We start from the raw sequence: 17,156 nt of genomic DNA on the forward strand, positions 1-17,156 counted from the left end.
CGGGGAAGGGACGGTTCAGCTCAGGGCACGGTCGATGCGGCGGGCGAACGCCGCGACGGCGACGCCGACGGCCAGCACCAGCAGGCCGAGCGCCGCGAAGTAGACCGGCGGCGGCACCACCGTGCTGAGCCGCGCGAGCTGCCCGCCGAGCCCGACCCCCAGCGCGGCGAACAACCACCAGACCCCCATCATCCGGCTGACGTACGCCTTCGGGGCCGTCCGCGAGAGCGCGCTCAGCCCGGGCGGGGCCAGCGCCAGCTCCCCGGCCACCTGGAGCAGGTAGACGACCACCAGGAACACCATCGACACCCGGGCGCCGCCCTGCGCGCCGAGCGCCGCGAACACCATGACGACGAAGCTCGACCCCATCAGGACCAGCCCGGCCGCGAACTTGGCCGAGGTGCTGAACCCCTCGCCCCTGCGCACCCAGAACCAGGCGAACAGCGGGGCCAGCAGCAGGATGAAGGCCGGGTGCAACGACTGGAGCCAGCTCGCGGGCAGCTCGAAGCCGGCCAGCGTCCGGTCGGTGTCGCGCTCGGCGAACAGGTTGAGCAGCGAGCCGCCCTGGTCGTACGGCATCCAGAACACCGCCGAGGCCAGCAGCAGCCACAGGAACGCCCTGACCCGGCGCCGCTCGTCGCCGCTCAGCTCCCTGGCCCGCAGGATCGACCGGTAGGCGGCGGCGGGCACGACCACGACGGCGACCGCCACGAGCGCCAGGACGTGCTCGACCGTGAAGGCGCCGGCCAGCACGTCGAGCGCCAGCAGCGCGGCCACGCCCCCGCCGGCCAGGCCGGTCCTGCGCAGGACGGGCCGCAGCTCGCCCGGGGCCATCGGCCGGGGCGGCGCGGCCCCGAGGTCGCCGAAGCGCCGCATGCCGGCCACGTACTGGACGGCGCCGAACGTCATGCCCACGCCGGCCGCCATGAAGCCGAGGTGCCAGTTCACCCGCTCGCCCAGCAGGCCGGTGACCAGCGGCGCGAGCAGCGCGCTGACCTGGATGCTCATGTAGAAGACCGACCAGGCGGCGTCCCGCCTGCCGGTCTCGTGCGGGTAGAGGTGGCTGACCAGGGCGCCCATGCCGGGTTTGACCAGCCCGGTGCCGGCCGCGATGAGCACCAGCCCGGCGCAGACGAACGGCACGGCCGGCACCACCATCGCGTAGTGCCCGCAGGCGATGGTCACGGCGCCCACCAGGACCGTACGCCGGGGGCCGAGCAGCCGGTCGGAGACCCAGCCGCCGGGCAGCGCGGCCAGGAACACCGCCGACATGTAGAGGCCGAACAGCGGCGCGGCCGTGCCGACCGGGAGGCCGAGCCCGCCGCGCCCGGGCGGCGCGACGAGGTAGAGGATGAGGATGGCGCGCATGCCGTAGAAGCTGAACCGCTCCCACATGTCCACCATGAACAGCGTGCCGAACCAGCCCGGCTGGCCGAAGAACCGCTTCGCCGGCGGCGGAGGGACGACCCCCGGGGTGCTCTCCGCCGTGGCGCTCATGGGGCGGCCTCGGGGTGCTCGACCAGGACGGCGGCGTCCGCGTCGCCGGCACCCGCGCCGATCACCCGCTCGAACCGCTCGGCCGCGCGCTGGGTGACCGGCAGCGCCACGCCGGCCCGCTCGGCCTCGGCGAGCGCGAAGCGCAGGTCCTTGGCCATGAGCCGGGTGCGGAACGCGGCGGGCACGTAGTCGCGCCGCTGCATGATCTCGGCGCGGAAGCTCATGACCATGGAGCTGAACCCGCTCTCCTTGATCGCGGTCAGCAGCTCCTCGCGGTCCAGCCCGGCCCCGACGCCGAGGGTCACCGCCTCGGCGAGCGAGGCCACCTGCGCGCCGATCAGCAGGTTGAACACCAGCTTCATGACGGCGGCCGAGCCGGTGCCGCCCACGCGGACGAGCTGGTGGCCGAGAGCTTCGAGCACGGGCGCGACGGCGTCCACGTCGGCGGGCGGGCCCGCGGCCAGCACCCGCAGCAGCCCCTCCCTGGCCTGGAGCGGGTTGCCCAGCACGCACGCCTCCACCCGCCGCACGCCCACCGCGGCCAGCCGCTCGGTGGCGGCCCGCGAGTACGCCGGCGAGAGCGTGGAGGTGTCCACGAGGTAGGCCCCGCGCCTGAACGCGGCCAGCGCCTCGCCGAAGACGACCTGCTCCTCGGCCGCCTCGTCGGCGAGGCTCACCACGACGACGTCCCGGCCGGCCACGGCCGCGGCGGCGCTGCCGGCCGCCCGCGCGCCCGCCGCCACGAGGGGCGCGGCCTTCGCCGCGGTCCTGTTGTGCACGACCACGTCGAAGTCGCAGTCGAGCAGGCGCAGGGCCATGCCGGAGCCCATGCCGCCGAGCCCGAGGAAGGCCAGGCCCGCCGCCTCGCTCACGGCTGCCTCGCCAGCAGGTGCTCGGGGATGTCCCTGAGCATCTCGGTGGGGACGCCGAGCTGCTGGATGCAGCGCATCGTGCTGTTGCGGAAGTACCGCAGGAAGCCCTCGACCGTCTCGGTGTCGCGCGGCTCGGCCAGGTACGGCTGGAGCCGCCGCTCGGCCTCGCGCACGCCCGCCTGCACCGCCATGTGCCGGGCGACGTCGTTCAGGTCGCCCTCGTACTGGATGACGCGGAACATGCGGTCACCGGCGATGAACAGGCCGGTGGCGAGGATGACGCCGGTCTCCTCGCCCTCCTCGTCGTGCAGGATGGGCGAGTCGGGCCGCTGGAACTCGGCGAAGATCTGCGCGATCTCGTCCTCGTAGCCGGGCTTGATCTTGTAGCTGATCGCGGCGAATGTCATGGTCATTACCTTCCTTGGGGGTTCAGATTCCGCCGTCCACGGTGATGGTGACGCCGTTGACGAAGCGCGACAGGTCCGAGGCGAGGAACACCACGGCGCCGGCCACGTCCTCCGGCCGTGCCAGGCGGCCGAGGGGGGTCAGCGCGGTGAACCGCTCGAACAGCTCCTCCGGCAGCCCGGCGCCGGGCTCGGTCTCGACGATGCCGGGGGCGACCAGGTTCACCCGGATCCGGCGCCCGCCCAGCTCCTTGGCGAGCGAGCGGGTCAGCCCCGTGAGGGCGGCCTTGGCGGCGCCGTAGTGCGCCCGCATGGCCACCCCGCGCTCGGCGGCGGCGCTGCCCACCGTGATGATCGACGCGCCCTCGGCGAGCAGCGGCAGCACGGCCTGGGTGACCTGGAAGACCGAGGTGAGGTCGGTGTCCACGACGTGCCGCCACTCCTCCTCCCCGACCACGGCGAGCGGGGCCATCGCGTCGACGCCGGCGTTGTTGACCACGGCGTCCAGCCGGCCGTGGCGCACGCGGACGTGCTCGGCCAGCGCCGCCACGTCGGCGGGCACGGTGACGTCGGCCCGCATGACGTGGTGGTCGCCGCCGAGCCGCTTGAGCTGCCGGGCCAGCTCGGCGGCGGACTCCTCGTCGGAGCGGTAGCAGGCGGTCACGTCCGCGCCCGCGCCCGCCAGGGCCAGGCAGACGGCCCGGCCGATGCCGCGGCCGCCGCCGGTCACCAGGACCTTGCGATCGTTCAGGGTGAGGTTCACGGGATGCCCCCTCCGGGCTGGTGGCTGGTCGCCGGCGGCCGGTGCGCCGGCGTCATGCGAGGACGGCCGCGGCGGCGTTCACCAGGAAGGCCAGCCCGGCCAGGGCCGTGCGGACCAGGTGGTAGCCGCGCCAGGCCGGCCGGGGGTCCGCCCAGTCGCGCGGGATCGCGCTCGCCGGGCCGAGCGCCTTCACGGCGCGGTTCAGCGGCACGTTCAGCAGGTGGGACACGCCGGCCACGCCCAGGACCAGCACGACGGCCGCCGCGTGCAGCGACCGGGCCGCCACGCCGGGCGCCAGCAGCGCCAGCACGAGGTCGGCGAGGGCGGTCGAGAGCACGATGACCGGCATCGTCGGGTCCCAGTTGCGGCCGAGCAGCCGGTGTGCCTCGACGTACCGGGCGGGCGGCATCGCCGCCAGGGCGGGGACCACGCTGAGCGCCACGGCGAACATCACGCCCGCCGTCGTACCGCTGCCCAGCAGGGCGAACAGGCGCAGGAACTCGTACACGGCGGCTCCACCTTCCGCTCGGCGCCGAAATCGCGAGGCCGCTCGACCGTGACACCTCCGCCTCGTGGGCGGCTCGAAGGTCGCTGACGTCCCGCTGGACGGCGCGGCGGTCCATCGGGCGTCGAGCGGTTCTCGATGAGCCCGCGAGGAGGGCTTGTCAGCATCCCCTGCATGGCCGCACTCAGCCCTTAGGACAGGAGTCGCAATGCACCGAACGCTCATCGTGGCGCGAATGGATCCGTCGGACGCGGACGCGGTGGCGGACATCTTCCGCGATTCCGACGCCACCGACCTGCCGGACCTGATCGGCGTGCGGGCCCGGTCGCTGTTCCGGTTCAACGGCCTCTACTTCCACCTCACCGAGGCGGACGAGGATCCGACCGCGCGGCTCTACGCCCACCGGGAGCACCCGCTGTTCCAGGAGGTCAACACCAGGCTCGCCAAGTACATGAGCCCGTACCTGCCGTCGTGGCGCGAGCCGAAGGACTCGATGGCCGAGCAGTTCTACGTGTGGGAACGGAAGTGAGCCCGATGTCCGCTTCGACGGCCGGAAACGCGACGGCCGGAAACGCGACGGCCGGAAACGCGACGGCCACGAAGGTGTCGCTGTGCGACGTCCCGGTGGACCACCGACGGGGCGGCGCGATCCAGCTGCTGCTCAGCCCGCGCTCGGCGGGCGCCACGTCCGGGTTCATGGGCGTGGGCGTGCTGCAGCCGGGGGAGTTCGTCATCGAGCACCACCACCCCTACTCCGAGGAGTTCATCTACGTCGTCAGCGGCACGCTCACCGCCCGCATCGACGGCGACCGTCACGTCGAGCTGCGCCCGGACGACGGGCTGCTGATCCCCAAGGGCACCCCGCACCGCTTCGAGAACAACGGCGCCGAGCCGGCCAAGGTGGTCTTCCACAACGGCCCGCTCGCGCCCCGCCCGGAGCTGGGCCACGTCGACACCGAGCCCCTGCTGGAGGAGGGCCCGCCCCCCGACGTCGGCGGCCCGGCCGGCCCGGTCAGCACGGTCGGCCCGGTCAGCACGGTCAGCCCAGTCGGCCCGGTCAGCACGGCCGGCCCGGCCGGCGCCTCGACGGGTGGCATGCCATGAGCCGCCGCCGGGCCGTCATCACCGGGATGGGCGTGATCGCCCCCGGCGGCGGCGACACCGCCTCCTTCTGGGACCTGCTCGCCGCCGGCCGGACCGCCACCAGGCGGATCTCCCTCTTCGACGCGACCGGTTTCCGCTGCCAGGTCGCCGCGGAGTGCGACTTCGACCCGGCGGCCCGCGGCCTGACCCCGCAGGAGGCCCGGCGCATGGACCGGGCCGCCCAGCTCGGCGTGGTCGCCACGCGCGACGCCCTGGCCGACAGCGGGCTCTGCCGCGCCGGGCTGGACCCCGGCCGGGTGGCCGTGAGCATCGGCAACGCGGTCGGCAACACGACCATGATGGAGCAGGAGTACGTCGTCGTCAGCGACGGCGGCCGGCGCTGGCTGACCGACTGGTCCTACGCCGTCCCGCACAGCTACACCTTCATGGTCCCCAGCTCGATCGCCACCGAGGTGGCCTGGACCGCCGGCGCGGAGGGCCCGACCTCGCTGGTCTCGACCGGCTGCACCTCCGGCCTGGACGCCGTCGGCTACGCCCTGCAGCTCATCGAGGAGGGCACCGCGGACGTGGTGATCACCGGCGCGGCGGAGGCGCCGGTCTCGCCCATCACCGTGGCCTGCTTCGACGCGCTGAAGGCCACCACCCCGCGCAACGACGACCCCGCCACCGCCTGCCGGCCCTTCGACCGGGAGCGCAACGGCATCGTCCTCGGCGAGGGCGCGGCGGTGTTCGTGCTGGAGGAGGCCGGCCACGCCAGGCGCCGCGGCGCGACGCCGCGGGCGGCCGTGGCCTCCTACGCCAGCCGGGCCAACGCCTTCCACATGACCGGGCTCAAGGACGACGGCAGGGAGATGGCCGAGGCCATCCGCGTCGCGCTCGGCAACGCGGGGCTCACGCCGCGGGACGTGGACTACGTCAACGCCCACGGCTCGGGCACCAAGCAGAACGACCGGCACGAGACGGCCGCGGTCAAGGAGAGCTTCGGGGAGCGGGCGTACCAGGTGCCGATGAGCTCGATCAAGTCGATGATCGGCCATTCGCTCGGCGCGATCGGCGCCATCGAGATCGCCGCCAGCGTCCTCGCCATCGAGAACGACGTGGTGCCCCCGACCGCGAACCTGCGCAACCGCGACGCGGAGTGCGACCTGGACTACGTGCCCGTGGAGGCCCGCGAGCACCGCACCGACGTGGTGCTGAGCATCGGCAGCGGCTTCGGCGGGTTCCAGACCGCCGTGACGGTCACGACGCCGGATCGGGTGGCGGCATGAGCGCGGCGGTGGTGACCGGCATCGGCGTGGCGGCGCCGAACGGCCTGGGCGTGGCGGACTACTGGGCCGCCACCCTCGCCGGCAAGAGCGGCATCGACGTGATCACGGCGTACGACGTCGGCTCCTACCCGGTCCGGCTGGCCGGCGAGGTCAAGGGCTTCGACCCGGCCGAGCGCGTGCCCAAGCGGCTGCGCGCGCAGACCGACCACATGACCCACCTGGCGCTCGCCGCCACCGACGAGGCGCTGGCCGACGCCGGCGCCGACCCGGCGGAGCTGCCCGAGTACACGATGTCGGTGATCACCGCGAACTCCTCGGGCGGCACCGTGTTCGGCCAGCGGGAGCTGCAGAAGCTCTGGGCGCAGGGCCCGCTGTACGTCGGCGCCTACATGTCGGTGGCCTGGTTCTACGCGGCCACGACCGGCCAGCTCTCCATCCGGCACGGCATGCGCGGCCCCTGCGGGGTGATCGCGACCGAGCAGGCGGGCGGCCTCGACGCGGTGGGCCACGCGCGCCGGCAGATCCGCGCCGGCACCCGGCTGGTGGTCACCGGCGGCACGGACGCCTCGTTGTCGCCCGCCGGTCTCACGGCGCAGATCAGCACCCGGCTGCTGAGCCGCGGCGACGACCCGGGCACGGCGTACCAGCCGTTCTCGGCCGGCGCGCGGGGCTACGTGCCGGGCGAGGGCGGCGCGATCATGATCGTGGAGGAGGCCGCGGCGGCGCGGCGGCGGCCGTACGGCCGGATCGCCGGCTACGCGGCCACCTTCGACCCGCCGCCGGGCTCGGGCCGGCCGCCCACCCTGCGCCGGGCCATCGAGTCGGCGCTGGCCGACGCGATGGTGACGCCGGACGGGGTGGACGTGGTCTTCGCCGACGCCTACGGCGTGCCGGAGCTGGACCGCGCCGAGGCCGACGCGCTGCGCGAGGTCTTCGGGCCGCGCGGGGTCCCCGTCACCGCCCCGAAGACCATGACGGGCCGCCTGTACGCCGGCGGTGCCGCCCTCGACCTGGCCACGGCGCTGCTGGCGATCCGCGACCAGGTCATCCCCCCGACCGTCAACGTCGCCGAGCCGCTGCCCGCCTACGAGCTCGACCTCGTGGTGGGCGAGCCGCGGGAGGCCCCGCTGCGGCACGCCCTGGTGGTGGCCCGCGGCTACGGCGGGTTCAACGCCGCGGCGGTCGTCAGCGCCCTCTGAACACCCCTCGCACCGACCCCTACAGGAGGATGAGATGAGTCAGCTCACTCTGGACGAGCTCAAGACCATCATGATCCAGGTGGACGCCGACGTCGCCAAGGACCTGGACGGCGACATCCTGGACACCGTGCTGGACCACCTCGGCCTCGACTCGCTGGCCGTGCTGGAGATCGCCACCAGGATCCAGCAGACGCACCGGCTGCCGATCCCGGACGAGGCGATCGCCGAGATGACCACCCCCAGGAACATCCTGGACTACGTCAACGCCCGGCTGGCGGCCTGACATGCCCGGCAGGACGGACAACGAGATCGTCATCGCCGCCCCGCCGGACGTGGTCTGGGAGCTGGCCAACGACCTGGAGTCCTGGCCCGAGCTGTTCACCGAGTACGAGCGGGTCGAGATCCTGGAGCGCGACGGCGACCGGGTGCGCTTCCGGCTGACCATGCACCCCGAGCCGGACGGCACGGTGTGGAGCTGGGTCAGCGAGCGCCGGGTGGACCCGGTGACGCGCACCGTGCACGCCAAGCGGGTGGAGACCGGGCTGCTGCTGGAGTTCATGCACATCTTCTGGGAGTTCCACGAGGCCGACGGCGGCGGCACCCGGATGCGCTGGATCCAGCAGTTCGAGATGAGGCCGGACGCCCCCGTGGACAACGAGGGCGCCGCCGAGCACCTCAACCGGCAGACCCGGACCGAGATGCGGCACATCAAAGAGGCCATCGAGCGGCGGGCCGCCGCCGCCGCGGACCCGGCCGCCTGAGAGCCGGGACCCGAGAACCCGAGAACCCGAGAACGACGAAGGGGAGTGATGGCGGATGCTCGACGTCCTGGCGCCGCTGACCCTGCTCGGCAGCGGGCTCGCGGCCGGAATCCTGTTGTCCACCACGCTCGGGATCATTCCCCTGATGGAGACGTTCCCCGCCGACCGGTACGTCTACTCGCACCGGTACCTGTGGGGACGTTACGACCCGTTCATGCCGATCTGTTTCGGCCTGACCGTCGTGGCGGACGCCGTCCTCGCCGTGGTGACGCCGGGCGGCGCGGCCCGGCCGCTGTTCGCCGCCGCGGCCGTCGTCCTCTGCTGCGTGATGGGCATCTCGATCACCAAGCAGGTGCCCATCAACCGCTGGGTCAAGTCCATGGACCCCGAGGCCCTGCCGGCGGACTTCGACCGGCTCGACCCGAGGCCGCGATGGCGCAACTGGAACCTGCTGCGCACGGTCCTGTCGTGCGCCGGGTTCGCGCTGAACATCGTGGCCGCCACCGTCTCGTGAAGGACCGTTTCCCGTGAAGGAATCAGCATGAACCAGCAACTGTCAGACAAGACGGTGCTCGTCACCGGGGGCAGCCGCGGCATCGGCCGGGCGATCACCCTGGCCGTGGCGCGCGCGGGGGCGAACGTCGTCTCCTGCTACCGCCAGGACGGCGAGCACATCGACGCGCTCGCCGGCGAGCTCAAGAACGTCCCCGGCGACCACCAGCTCGTCAAGGCCGACGTCACCGTCCCCGGCGAGGTGGACGCGCTGGTCGAGGGCGTGCGCGAGCGGCACGGCCGGCTGCACGGCATCGTCCACAACGCCGGCGTGATCAGCCACGTGCCCTTCGGGGCGCTCACCCTCGACGAGTGGAACCGGGTCGTGGACACCTCGCTGACCGCGGCCTACCTCGTCGTGAACCGGGCGCTGCCGCTGCTGTCCGAGGGCGCCTCGGTGGTGGCGATCGGCTCCCGCGTGGCGACCGTGGGCATCCCGCTGCGCGCCCACTACACCGCCGCCAAGTCCGGCCTCATCGGGCTGGTACGCGGGCTGACCAAGGAGCTCAGCCCGTCCGGCATCCGCGTCAACCTCGTCTCCCCGGGCATGATCGAGACGCCCGAGGCCGCCGCCAAGCTCTCGCCCGAGCAGCGCCGCGCGTACGAGGAGCGCTACGCCGACATCATCGCCATGCGCCGGTTCGGCCGGCCCGAGGACATCGCCGGCGCGGTGCTCTTCCTGCTCAGCGAGCAGTCCGCGTACATCACCGGCGAGAACATCAACGTCGACGGAGGCATCTGAGCATGAGCGAGCGCACCTTCCGCGTCATGTTGCGCGCGGAGATCAAGCCGGGCATGGAGCGGGAGTTCGAGGAGGCCTGGCTGTCGGTCGGCGCCGGCGTCACCGGGCACCCCGCCAACCTGGGGCAGTGGCTCTACCGCGACGAGTCGGACGAGCACGTCTACTACATCGTCAGCGACTGGACCGACGAGCCCAGCTTCCGCGAGTTCGAGCGCAGCGACCAGCACGTCCAGCACCGGATGAAGCTGCACCCGTACCGCAGCGGCGGCTCCATGACCACGATGACCGCGCTGTACAGCCTCGTCGGCGTCCAGGCGGTGACCCGGTGAAGGGCCGCGCCCGGGTGATCGTCTACCTCACGGTGCCGGAGACCGGCCCCGGGGCGATCGAGGCGGCCTATCACGACATCAGCGCCCGCCTCGCCGACACGCCGGGCCTGGTGCGCAACGAGCTGCTGCGCTCGGCGCTGAACCCGGCCGGGTTCGCGGTGCTGTCGGAGTGGGAGAGCATGGCGGACTTCAAGGCGTGGGAGGAGGGGGCCGAGCACCGTTCGGCCACGTCGCCGCTGCGCCCCTTCCAGGACCGCGCGAGCGGGGCCCGCCACTACGGCATCTACGAGGTCGTGGCGGCGTACTGACGGCCGGCACACGGTCACCAGCAGGGGAGCGAGGGCCGATGAACGAGCGCAACCGGCGCCGGGCGGACCGGGCCTGGCGCGGCGTGCTGGCCGCGCTGCGCCTGCTCGGCCGGGCCCTGGCCGTGTCCGGCGCCTACTGGACGTGCGCGTACCCGCTCGACCCCGCCGACTGGCGCGGGCCGGGGGAGACCCGCGCGACCGGCCGCGCGGGAACGGCGGAGGCGGCGGGAACGGCGGGGACCGGCGAGCCGCCACCCCGGCACCCGGAGCGGCTGGCCTCCCCGGCCCGGCCGACGGCGGCCGAGGCGGCGTTGTGGGCGCAACTGGAGGAGATCTTCACGAGACGAGGAGGGTCATGACCGACCTGTTCACCGCGGGGCCGGCGACCGGCTGGTCGGCCTGCCCCGGCTGCCGCGCCCTGGTCTACAACCGGCGGCTGGAGGAGCGGCTGCGGGTGTGCCCCGAGTGCGGGCACCACGCGCGGCTGACCGCGAGGGAGCGGATCGGTCAGCTCCTCGACCCCGGCACGGCGGTGCCCGTCCACGGCGCGGCCGTGGTCGTGGACCCGCTGGAGTTCACCGACGGCAAGCCCTACACCGCGCGGCTGCTGGACGGCCGCGCCCGCACCGGCCTGGAGGACGCCGTCGAGTGCGTGCGCGGCGCCATCGACGGCCGGCCCGTGGTCGTCGCGGCGATGGACTTCCGGTTCATGGGCGGCAGCCTCGGCGTCGCGGTCGGCGAGCGGATCGCGGGCGCGGCCGAGGTCGCGCTGCGCGAGCGCACGCCGCTGCTCGTCGTGTCGTCCTCGGGCGGCGCCCGCATGCAGGAGGGCGCGCTGGCCCTCATGCAGATGGCCAAGACGAGCCAGGCGCTGGCCGCCCTCGACGAGGCGGGCGTGCTGCACCTGTCGCTGACGACCGACCCGACCTACGGCGGCGTCGCCGCCTCCTACGCCTCGCTCGGTGACGTGATCATCGCCGAGCCGGGGGCCCGCATGGGCTTCGCCGGGCCGCGGGTGATCGAGCAGACCATCGGGCAGCAGCTGCCCGAGGGCTTCCAGACCGCGGAGTTCCTGCTGGAGCACGGGCTGATCGACGACGTGCAGCCGCGCCCGGCGCTGCGCGGCGTGCTGTCCAGGCTGCTGTCCGTCCAGCGGGGCGGGCCGGCCGGCGGGGCGGGCGGGCGCCTGCTCGCCGAGGAGGGGAGCGAGCACGGCGCCGCCCTGATCCGCGACCACCGGCTGCTGCCCGAGGTCCCGGCCTGGGAGTGCGTCCGGCTGGCCAGGAACGCCGAGCGCCCGACGACGCTGGAGTACCTCAGCCACGTCCTCGACTGGTTCGTCGAGCTGCACGGCGACCGGATGGGGCGCGACTGCCCCGCGGTGGTCGGCGGGCTCGGCGCCTTCGCCGGGCGGCCCGTCGTGGTCGTCGGCCACCAGAAGGGGCACACCACGCACGAGCTGGTGGCCCGCAACTTCGGCATGCCGAGCCCGGAGGGCTACCGCAAGGCGGCCCGGCTGATGCGGCTCGCGGCCAAGCTCGGGCTGCCGGTCGTCACGCTCATCGACACGCCGGGGGCGTACCCGGGCATGGAGGCCGAGGAGCGCGGCCAGGCCGGCGCCATCGCGGAGAACCTGCGCCTGATGTCGGGCCTGCCCGTGCCGGTCGTGTCGGTGGTCATCGGCGAGGGCGGCAGCGGCGGCGCGCTCGCGCTCGGCGTCGCCAACCGGGTGCTGGCCTTCTCCAACGCGGTCTACTCGGTCATCAGCCCCGAGGGCTGCGCGTCGATCCTCTGGCGCGACGCCTCCGCCGCGCCGGCCGCCGCCGCGGCCCTGCGGGTGCAGGCGCGGGAGCTGCTGCGCCTCGGCATCGTGGACGGGGTGCTGCCCGAGCCCGAGGGCGGCACGCAGGCCGGCCCCGTGGACGCGGCCGACACCCTGCGCCGGGCCCTCACCACGGCGCTGAACGAGCTGCTACCGATGTCGCCCGGGCAACTCGTACGCGACCGCCGGCGACGTTTCCGGAACTTCGGACGAAACGCAGAGTGAAGGCAGGGGAGTGCCGTGGCCGAGAATGACAACCGGCCGGACGACGGCTCCGAGATGGACGTCGTCCGGTCGAGCGCCATCGAGCTCATCAGGAACGCCGCACCCGGGCTCCGGCGCATCAGGGTCCGCTCCGGGGCGGCCGACATCGAGCTGGAGTGGACCGCCCTGGCGGGCGAGCCCGCCAGGGCGGCGGCCGTCCAGGCGCCGGTGGCCGTGGAGGCGGTGCTGGACGAGGGGCTGCACTACGTCCGCTCGCCCATCGTCGGGACCTTCTACCGGGCTCCGGAACCGGGGGCCAAGCCCTTCGTCGCCGCGGGCGGCCGGGTCGAGAAGGGCCAGCAGATCGGCATCGTCGAGGCGCTGAAGATGATGAACCCGATCGAGGCCGACTGCTCGGGCGAGGTCGTCGAGGTGCTGGCCGCCGACGGCACGCCCGTCGAGTTCGACCAGCGCCTCATCGCCGTCAGGACGGCCGACACCCCATGATGACGAACCGCGCGTGATTGGAAGCCCATGTTCAGCACCGTCCTCATCGCCAACCGCGGAGAGATCGCCCTGCGCGTCGCGCGGACCTGCCGGGAGCTCGGCATCCGCACCGTCGCGGTCTACTCCACCGCCGACCGCGACTCGGCCGTGACGCGCTTCGCCGACGAGACCGTCCACATCGGCCCGCCGCAGCCCAAGGGCAGCTACCTGAACGTGCCCGCCGTCATCGAGGCCGCGCTGCGCACCGGGGCGGACGCCATCCACCCGGGGTACGGCTTCCTGTCGGAGGACCCGTACATCTCGGAGATCTGCGCCGACAACGGCATCACGTTCATCGGGCCGCCGCCGGAGGTGATGGCCCGGCTGGCCGACAAGGCGGAGACCCGGGCCGTCATGGCCGCCGCCGGGCTGCCCGTGCTGCCCGGCAGCAACCACACGATCGGCGACGGCGTGGCCGCCGCGGAGCTGGCGGACGAGATCGGCTACCCGGTGATCATCAAGGCCGCGGCGGGCGGCGGAGGCAGGGGCATGCGGGTGGTCCACGACCCCCGCGACTTCCGCGCCGCCTACCAGCGCACCCGGGCGGACGCGCAGGCGGTCTTCGGCGACGGCCGGGTCTACGTCGAGAAGTACCTGGACAAGGCGCGGCACATCGAGGTCCAGGTGTTGTGCGACGGGCACGGCAACGCCGTGCACCTCGGCGAGCGGGACTGCTCGGTGCAGCGCCGCCACCAGAAGCTGGTCGAGGAGACCCCCGGCCCTGGGCTGCCGGCCGGGCTGGCCGGGCGCATGGGCGAGATGGCCGTGCGCGGCTGCCGGGCCGTCGGCTACACGGGCGCCGGCACCTTCGAGTTCCTGGTGGACACCGACGGCGCCTTCTACCTCATGGAGATCAACTGCCGGATCCAGGTCGAGCACCCGGTGACCGAGATGGTCACGGGCATCGACATCGTGGCCGAGCAGCTCCGCGCGGCCGCGGGCGAGCCGCTGTCCATCCGGCAGGCGGACGTGGCCCCGCGCGGCGTGTCGATCGAGTGCCGGGTGATCACCGAGGACCCGGAGCGGGGCTTCATCCCGACCCCGGGCGTGCTGGAGGAGTTCCAGCCGCCCGCCGGGCCGTTCGTCCGGGTGGACACCCACGCCCGGCCCGGCTTCCGGGTCACGCCCCACTACGACTCGCTGCTGGCCAAGCTGGTGGTCTGGGCTCCGGACCGGGCGCGGGCCATCGCCAGGATGGACCGCGCGTTGCAGGAGTTCACGGTGACCGGCAGGGGCGTGCGCACCACGATCGGGTTCCTGCGGCGCATTCTCGCCGACCCGCAGTTCGCGGCGGGGGAGCACACGACGTCGCTGGTGGACCGGATGCTGGCCGAGGCCGCCCGTGAGCAGCCCGCCGCCTGAGCCCGCCCGCCCACGCGGAAAGGCGCTCCCGGAGGCTCCGGGAGCGCCTTTCGCCGCTACAGGGTGCCGGACTACAGGGTGCCGGACTACAGGGTGCCGAACCAGTCCCGCCACTTCATGGCGAAGAAGGTGTTCCCCGAGACCTTCAGCTTGCCGGTCATGAACGCCTGCGGGCCGGCCAGCTTGCCCGTGGTCATCTTGAGGAAGTCGCCCAGCTCGACGCCGATCGTCACCTTGGGCGAGTCCAGCCGCCCCCGGCCCACCGCGCACGTGCCGTGGTCCACCGAGACGTGGTAGAACTTCGGGCCCTCGGGCGTGTCGATCTCGTACTGGAAGGTGCCCTCGCCCTTGCGCGCCTTGTCCGCCTTGAAGCTGTCCGGCGTCAGCTCGAAGACCAGCCCGAGCACGCCGTCGATGCCGCCGGGCTGCTCCTTGACGGCGGTGAGCAGCTCCTCCTTGGGGCTGTCGTCGATGACGGGGCGCAGGTCTTCGAAACGGGTACGTGCCTCGCTCATGATGCTCCTTCCGTGGCCTGTCCTGGTCGCAGCGTCACAGCAACGCCTAGGGCCCACCTAGGGCGGCGCTGGACCGGCCCGTCCCCGGCCTCCAGGGTTTCTCGACCCGGCTCCTAAGCCCCGTTGCGACGATGCGCGCAACGCGACACGGGAGCAAAGGACGATCATGGAACTTCCCCAGAGGCTGCTCACCGGGTTCGGCCGCACCGCGCCCACCCGCGCCTCCGTCGCCAGGCCGCGCTCGGTGGAGGAGGTGGCCGGGCTGCTGGCCGCCGCCGCGCCGCGCGGCCTGATCGCCCGCGGGCTCGGCAGCTCCTACGGAGACGCCGCCCAGTGCGCGGGCGGCCTGGTCGTGGACTGCACGGGACTGCCCGGCCGCCCGCGTCTGGACCCGGAGACGGGCCGGTGCGCGGTGGGCGCGGGCGTCAGCCTGGACGCCCTGATGCGGGCGCTGCTGCCGCGCGGCTGGTTCGTGCCGGTGACGCCGGGCACCCGCCAGGTCACCGTCGGCGGGGCGGTCGCGGCCGACATCCACGGCAAGAACCACCACGTGGACGGCTCCCTGGGCCACCACGTCAGGAGCCTCACCCTGGTGCTGCCCGGCGGCGAGGTCCGCACCGTCACGCCGGAGTCCGACCCCGCCCTGTTCTGGGCGACGGTCGGCGGGATGGGGCTCACCGGGGTGATCACCGAGGCCGTCGTCCAGTGCGTCCCCGTGGAGACCGCCTTCCTGCGCGTCGACACCGAGCGCACCCGCGACCTCGACCACACCCTGGAGCTGATGGCGGCCACCGACGACCACCACCACTACTCGGTGGCCTGGATCGACCTCGCGGCGGGCAAGGGGGCCACCGGCCGCGGCGTGCTCACGCGCGGCCGGCACGCGCGCCGCGACGAGCTGCCGGCCCGCCGCCGCGGCACGCCGCTGGCCTTCGCGCCGGCCACCCGGCTGCGCGCTCCCGGCTGGGCGCCGCCCGGCCTGCTCAACCGGCACACCGTCCGCGCCTTCAACGAGGCGTGGTACCGCAGGGCGCCCGCCCTGCGCAGGAACGAGATCCAGGGCATCGCGCCCTTCTTCCACCCCCTGGACGGCGTGCGCGGGTGGAACGCGCTGTACGGCCCGCGCGGCCTGGTCCAGTACCAGTTCGTGGTGCCGTTCGGCGCCGAGCCCGTGCTGCGCGCCGTCGCCGGCCGGCTGGCGGCGGCGGGAGCGGTGTCCTTCCTGGCCGTGCTCAAGCGGTTCGGGCCGGGCAACCCGGCGCCGCTGTCGTTCCCCATGCCCGGCTGGACGCTCGCGCTGGACCTGCCGGCCGGCCTCGGCGGGCTGGCCGCCCTGCTCACCGAGCTGGACGAGCGGGTGGCCGGCGCGGGCGGGCGGGTCTACCTCGCCAAGGACGCGCGCCTGCCGGCGTCCATGCTCGCCCGGATGTACCCCCGGCTGGCCGAGTGGGACGCCGCCAGGCGGGCCGCCGACCCCACCGGCCTGCTCGGCTCCGACCTGGCGCGCCGGTTGTCGCTCTCGCAGGAAGGCCGGAAGCCATGAAGAACGCGCTCGGCACGGTCGGGACCGTGCTCCTCCTGGGCGGACGCAGCGAGATCGGCCTGGCGGTCACGGCCCGCCTGGTCCGCGACGGCGCCCGCCGGGTCGTGCTCGCGGTCCGCGCGGACGAGCCGCCGTCCGCCTCCCCGTCCGCCTTCCCGTTCGCCTCCCCGCCCGCCTTCCCGCACGCCGCCGTGGCCGCGCTCAAGGAGGCGGGCGCCGACGCCGTGCACGTCGTCCCGTTCGACGCCGCCGATCCGGACGGGCACGCGGCCGCCTTCCGCGCCGCGCGCGACCGGCTCGGCGACGTGGACGTGGTGATCGCCGCGTTCGGCGTGCTGGGCAGCCAGGCCGCCTGCGAGCGGGACCCGCGCGCCGCCTTCCGCAGCGCCACCGTGAACTTCGCCGGCCACGTGTCGGCCGGGCTGCACGCGGCCCGCCTGCTGCGCGAGCAGGGCCACGGCACCCTGGTCGTCCTGTCGTCGGTGGCCGGCGTGCGGGTACGCGGGTCCAACCTCGTGTACGGCGCCGCCAAGGCCGGCCTCGACGCCTTCGCGCACGGCCTGGCCGACGCCCTGACCGGCAGCGGCGCCCACGTCATGGTGGTGCGGCCCGGTTTCGTGCGCACCCGCATGACCGAGGGCCTGGCCCCCGCGCCCTTTCCCGCCACGCCCGCCCAGGTGGCCGACGCGGTCGCCGAGGGCCTGCGCCTGGACCGGCGCACGGTCTGGGTGCCCGGCGGGCTGAGGGTGCTGTTCGCCGCGCTCCGCCTGGTCCCCCGGCCGCTCTGGCGGCGCCTGTCCCGCTGAGCGGGCCCCGCCCCCGTCCTCCCGCCCCCGTCCCCGATCCCGCCCCCCGTCCGA

Annotated in this window: 22 protein-coding genes; 16 read left to right on the plus strand and 6 right to left on the minus strand. The window is 74.1% G+C overall.

Features of this window, described 5'->3' with window-relative positions:
- Window positions 1-15: 15 nt before the first annotated feature.
- Genes AB0H75_RS02340 through AB0H75_RS02360 form a run of 5 tightly spaced genes read right to left on the minus strand, consistent with a single transcriptional unit; the run spans window position 16 to window position 4,044 of the window.
- Window positions 16-1,497, minus strand: coding sequence for a peptide MFS transporter (locus AB0H75_RS02340; protein WP_367788462.1), 1,482 nt, complete (start codon window positions 1,495-1,497; stop codon window positions 16-18).
- On the minus strand, window positions 1,494-2,369 hold the full coding sequence (locus tag AB0H75_RS02345; RefSeq protein ID WP_367788464.1) for an NAD(P)-dependent oxidoreductase: 876 nt from the start codon (window positions 2,367-2,369) through the stop codon (window positions 1,494-1,496). Before AB0H75_RS02345 ends, AB0H75_RS02340 begins: the two co-directional genes overlap by 4 nt.
- Window positions 2,366-2,782 carry a SchA/CurD-like domain-containing protein gene (locus tag AB0H75_RS02350; protein WP_367788466.1) on the minus strand — a complete coding sequence of 139 codons (417 nt, stop codon included), beginning with the start codon at window positions 2,780-2,782 and terminating at the stop codon, window positions 2,366-2,368. Before AB0H75_RS02350 ends, AB0H75_RS02345 begins: the two co-directional genes overlap by 4 nt.
- A gap of 16 nt (window positions 2,783-2,798) precedes the next feature.
- On the minus strand, window positions 2,799-3,536 hold the full coding sequence (locus AB0H75_RS02355; RefSeq protein ID WP_367788468.1) for an SDR family NAD(P)-dependent oxidoreductase: 738 nt from the start codon (window positions 3,534-3,536) through the stop codon (window positions 2,799-2,801).
- Between the two features lie 52 nt (window positions 3,537-3,588).
- A complete protein-coding gene (locus AB0H75_RS02360) occupies window positions 3,589-4,044 on the minus strand; it encodes an anthrone oxygenase family protein (RefSeq protein WP_367788470.1) in 456 nt (151 codons plus the stop codon).
- A gap of 205 nt (window positions 4,045-4,249) precedes the next feature.
- On the opposite strand from AB0H75_RS02360, the gene AB0H75_RS02365 reads away from it, so the two are divergent.
- The 14 genes from AB0H75_RS02365 to AB0H75_RS02430 are packed head-to-tail and all read left to right on the plus strand — an operon-like array spanning window position 4,250 to window position 14,238.
- The gene (locus AB0H75_RS02365) at window positions 4,250-4,570 is read left to right on the plus strand and encodes a TcmI family type II polyketide cyclase (protein WP_367788472.1); all 321 of its coding nucleotides are present in this window, start codon (window positions 4,250-4,252) and stop codon (window positions 4,568-4,570) included.
- A gap of 5 nt (window positions 4,571-4,575) precedes the next feature.
- On the plus strand, window positions 4,576-5,145 hold the full coding sequence (locus tag AB0H75_RS02370; RefSeq protein WP_367788474.1) for a cupin domain-containing protein: 570 nt from the start codon (window positions 4,576-4,578) through the stop codon (window positions 5,143-5,145).
- A complete protein-coding gene (locus AB0H75_RS02375) occupies window positions 5,142-6,413 on the plus strand; it encodes a beta-ketoacyl synthase (protein WP_367788476.1) in 1,272 nt (423 codons plus the stop codon). The genes AB0H75_RS02370 and AB0H75_RS02375 overlap by 4 nt, the downstream gene beginning before the upstream one ends.
- On the plus strand, window positions 6,410-7,612 hold the full coding sequence (locus AB0H75_RS02380; RefSeq protein WP_367788478.1) for a ketosynthase chain-length factor: 1,203 nt from the start codon (window positions 6,410-6,412) through the stop codon (window positions 7,610-7,612). The genes AB0H75_RS02375 and AB0H75_RS02380 overlap by 4 nt, the downstream gene beginning before the upstream one ends.
- A gap of 34 nt (window positions 7,613-7,646) precedes the next feature.
- Entirely contained in the window at window positions 7,647-7,895 is a 249-nt protein-coding gene (locus AB0H75_RS02385; RefSeq protein WP_367788480.1) for an acyl carrier protein, read from the plus strand.
- 1 nt (window position 7,896) lies between these two features.
- A complete protein-coding gene (locus AB0H75_RS02390) occupies window positions 7,897-8,373 on the plus strand; it encodes an SRPBCC family protein (protein WP_367788482.1) in 477 nt (158 codons plus the stop codon).
- Window positions 8,374-8,428: 55 nt separating this feature from the next.
- Window positions 8,429-8,887: an anthrone oxygenase family protein gene (locus AB0H75_RS02395; protein WP_367788484.1), complete on the plus strand. Its 459-nt coding sequence runs from the start codon at window positions 8,429-8,431 to the stop codon at window positions 8,885-8,887.
- A gap of 27 nt (window positions 8,888-8,914) precedes the next feature.
- Window positions 8,915-9,667: an SDR family NAD(P)-dependent oxidoreductase gene (locus tag AB0H75_RS02400; RefSeq protein ID WP_367788486.1), complete on the plus strand. Its 753-nt coding sequence runs from the start codon at window positions 8,915-8,917 to the stop codon at window positions 9,665-9,667.
- Window positions 9,668-9,669: 2 nt separating this feature from the next.
- Window positions 9,670-9,996 (plus strand): antibiotic biosynthesis monooxygenase, encoded by a 327-nt coding sequence (locus AB0H75_RS02405; RefSeq protein WP_367788488.1) that lies wholly within the window; start codon window positions 9,670-9,672, stop codon window positions 9,994-9,996.
- Window positions 9,993-10,304 carry an antibiotic biosynthesis monooxygenase gene (locus AB0H75_RS02410; RefSeq protein ID WP_367788490.1) on the plus strand — a complete coding sequence of 104 codons (312 nt, stop codon included), beginning with the start codon at window positions 9,993-9,995 and terminating at the stop codon, window positions 10,302-10,304. Before AB0H75_RS02405 ends, AB0H75_RS02410 begins: the two co-directional genes overlap by 4 nt.
- A 38-nt stretch (window positions 10,305-10,342) precedes the next feature.
- On the plus strand, window positions 10,343-10,663 hold the full coding sequence (locus AB0H75_RS02415) for a DUF6059 family protein (protein WP_367788492.1): 321 nt from the start codon (window positions 10,343-10,345) through the stop codon (window positions 10,661-10,663).
- Window positions 10,660-12,351, plus strand: a complete 1,692-nt coding sequence (locus tag AB0H75_RS02420; protein WP_367788494.1) for an acetyl-CoA carboxylase carboxyltransferase subunit alpha — start codon at window positions 10,660-10,662, stop codon at window positions 12,349-12,351. Before AB0H75_RS02415 ends, AB0H75_RS02420 begins: the two co-directional genes overlap by 4 nt.
- Before the next feature lie 15 nt (window positions 12,352-12,366).
- Window positions 12,367-12,837, plus strand: a complete 471-nt coding sequence (accB, locus tag AB0H75_RS02425; RefSeq protein WP_367788496.1) for an acetyl-CoA carboxylase biotin carboxyl carrier protein — start codon at window positions 12,367-12,369, stop codon at window positions 12,835-12,837.
- 27 nt (window positions 12,838-12,864) lie between these two features.
- The gene (locus tag AB0H75_RS02430; protein ID WP_367788498.1) at window positions 12,865-14,238 is read left to right on the plus strand and encodes an acetyl/propionyl/methylcrotonyl-CoA carboxylase subunit alpha; all 1,374 of its coding nucleotides are present in this window, start codon (window positions 12,865-12,867) and stop codon (window positions 14,236-14,238) included.
- Between the two features lie 86 nt (window positions 14,239-14,324).
- Here the strand turns inward: AB0H75_RS02430 and AB0H75_RS02435 are convergent, their stop codons facing one another.
- Window positions 14,325-14,753 (minus strand): SCP2 sterol-binding domain-containing protein, encoded by a 429-nt coding sequence (locus AB0H75_RS02435; protein ID WP_367788500.1) that lies wholly within the window; start codon window positions 14,751-14,753, stop codon window positions 14,325-14,327.
- 166 nt (window positions 14,754-14,919) lie between these two features.
- Between AB0H75_RS02435 and AB0H75_RS02440 the strand changes: the two genes are divergently transcribed.
- Window positions 14,920-16,296, plus strand: coding sequence for an FAD-binding protein (locus AB0H75_RS02440; protein WP_367788502.1), 1,377 nt, complete (start codon window positions 14,920-14,922; stop codon window positions 16,294-16,296).
- Window positions 16,293-17,102 carry an SDR family NAD(P)-dependent oxidoreductase gene (locus tag AB0H75_RS02445; protein WP_367788504.1) on the plus strand — a complete coding sequence of 270 codons (810 nt, stop codon included), beginning with the start codon at window positions 16,293-16,295 and terminating at the stop codon, window positions 17,100-17,102. Before AB0H75_RS02440 ends, AB0H75_RS02445 begins: the two co-directional genes overlap by 4 nt.
- Window positions 17,103-17,156 lie beyond the last annotated feature (54 nt).

Source organism: Nonomuraea sp. NPDC050783 (genome assembly GCF_040802095.1).
GTDB lineage: Bacteria > Actinomycetota > Actinomycetes > Streptosporangiales > Streptosporangiaceae > Nonomuraea.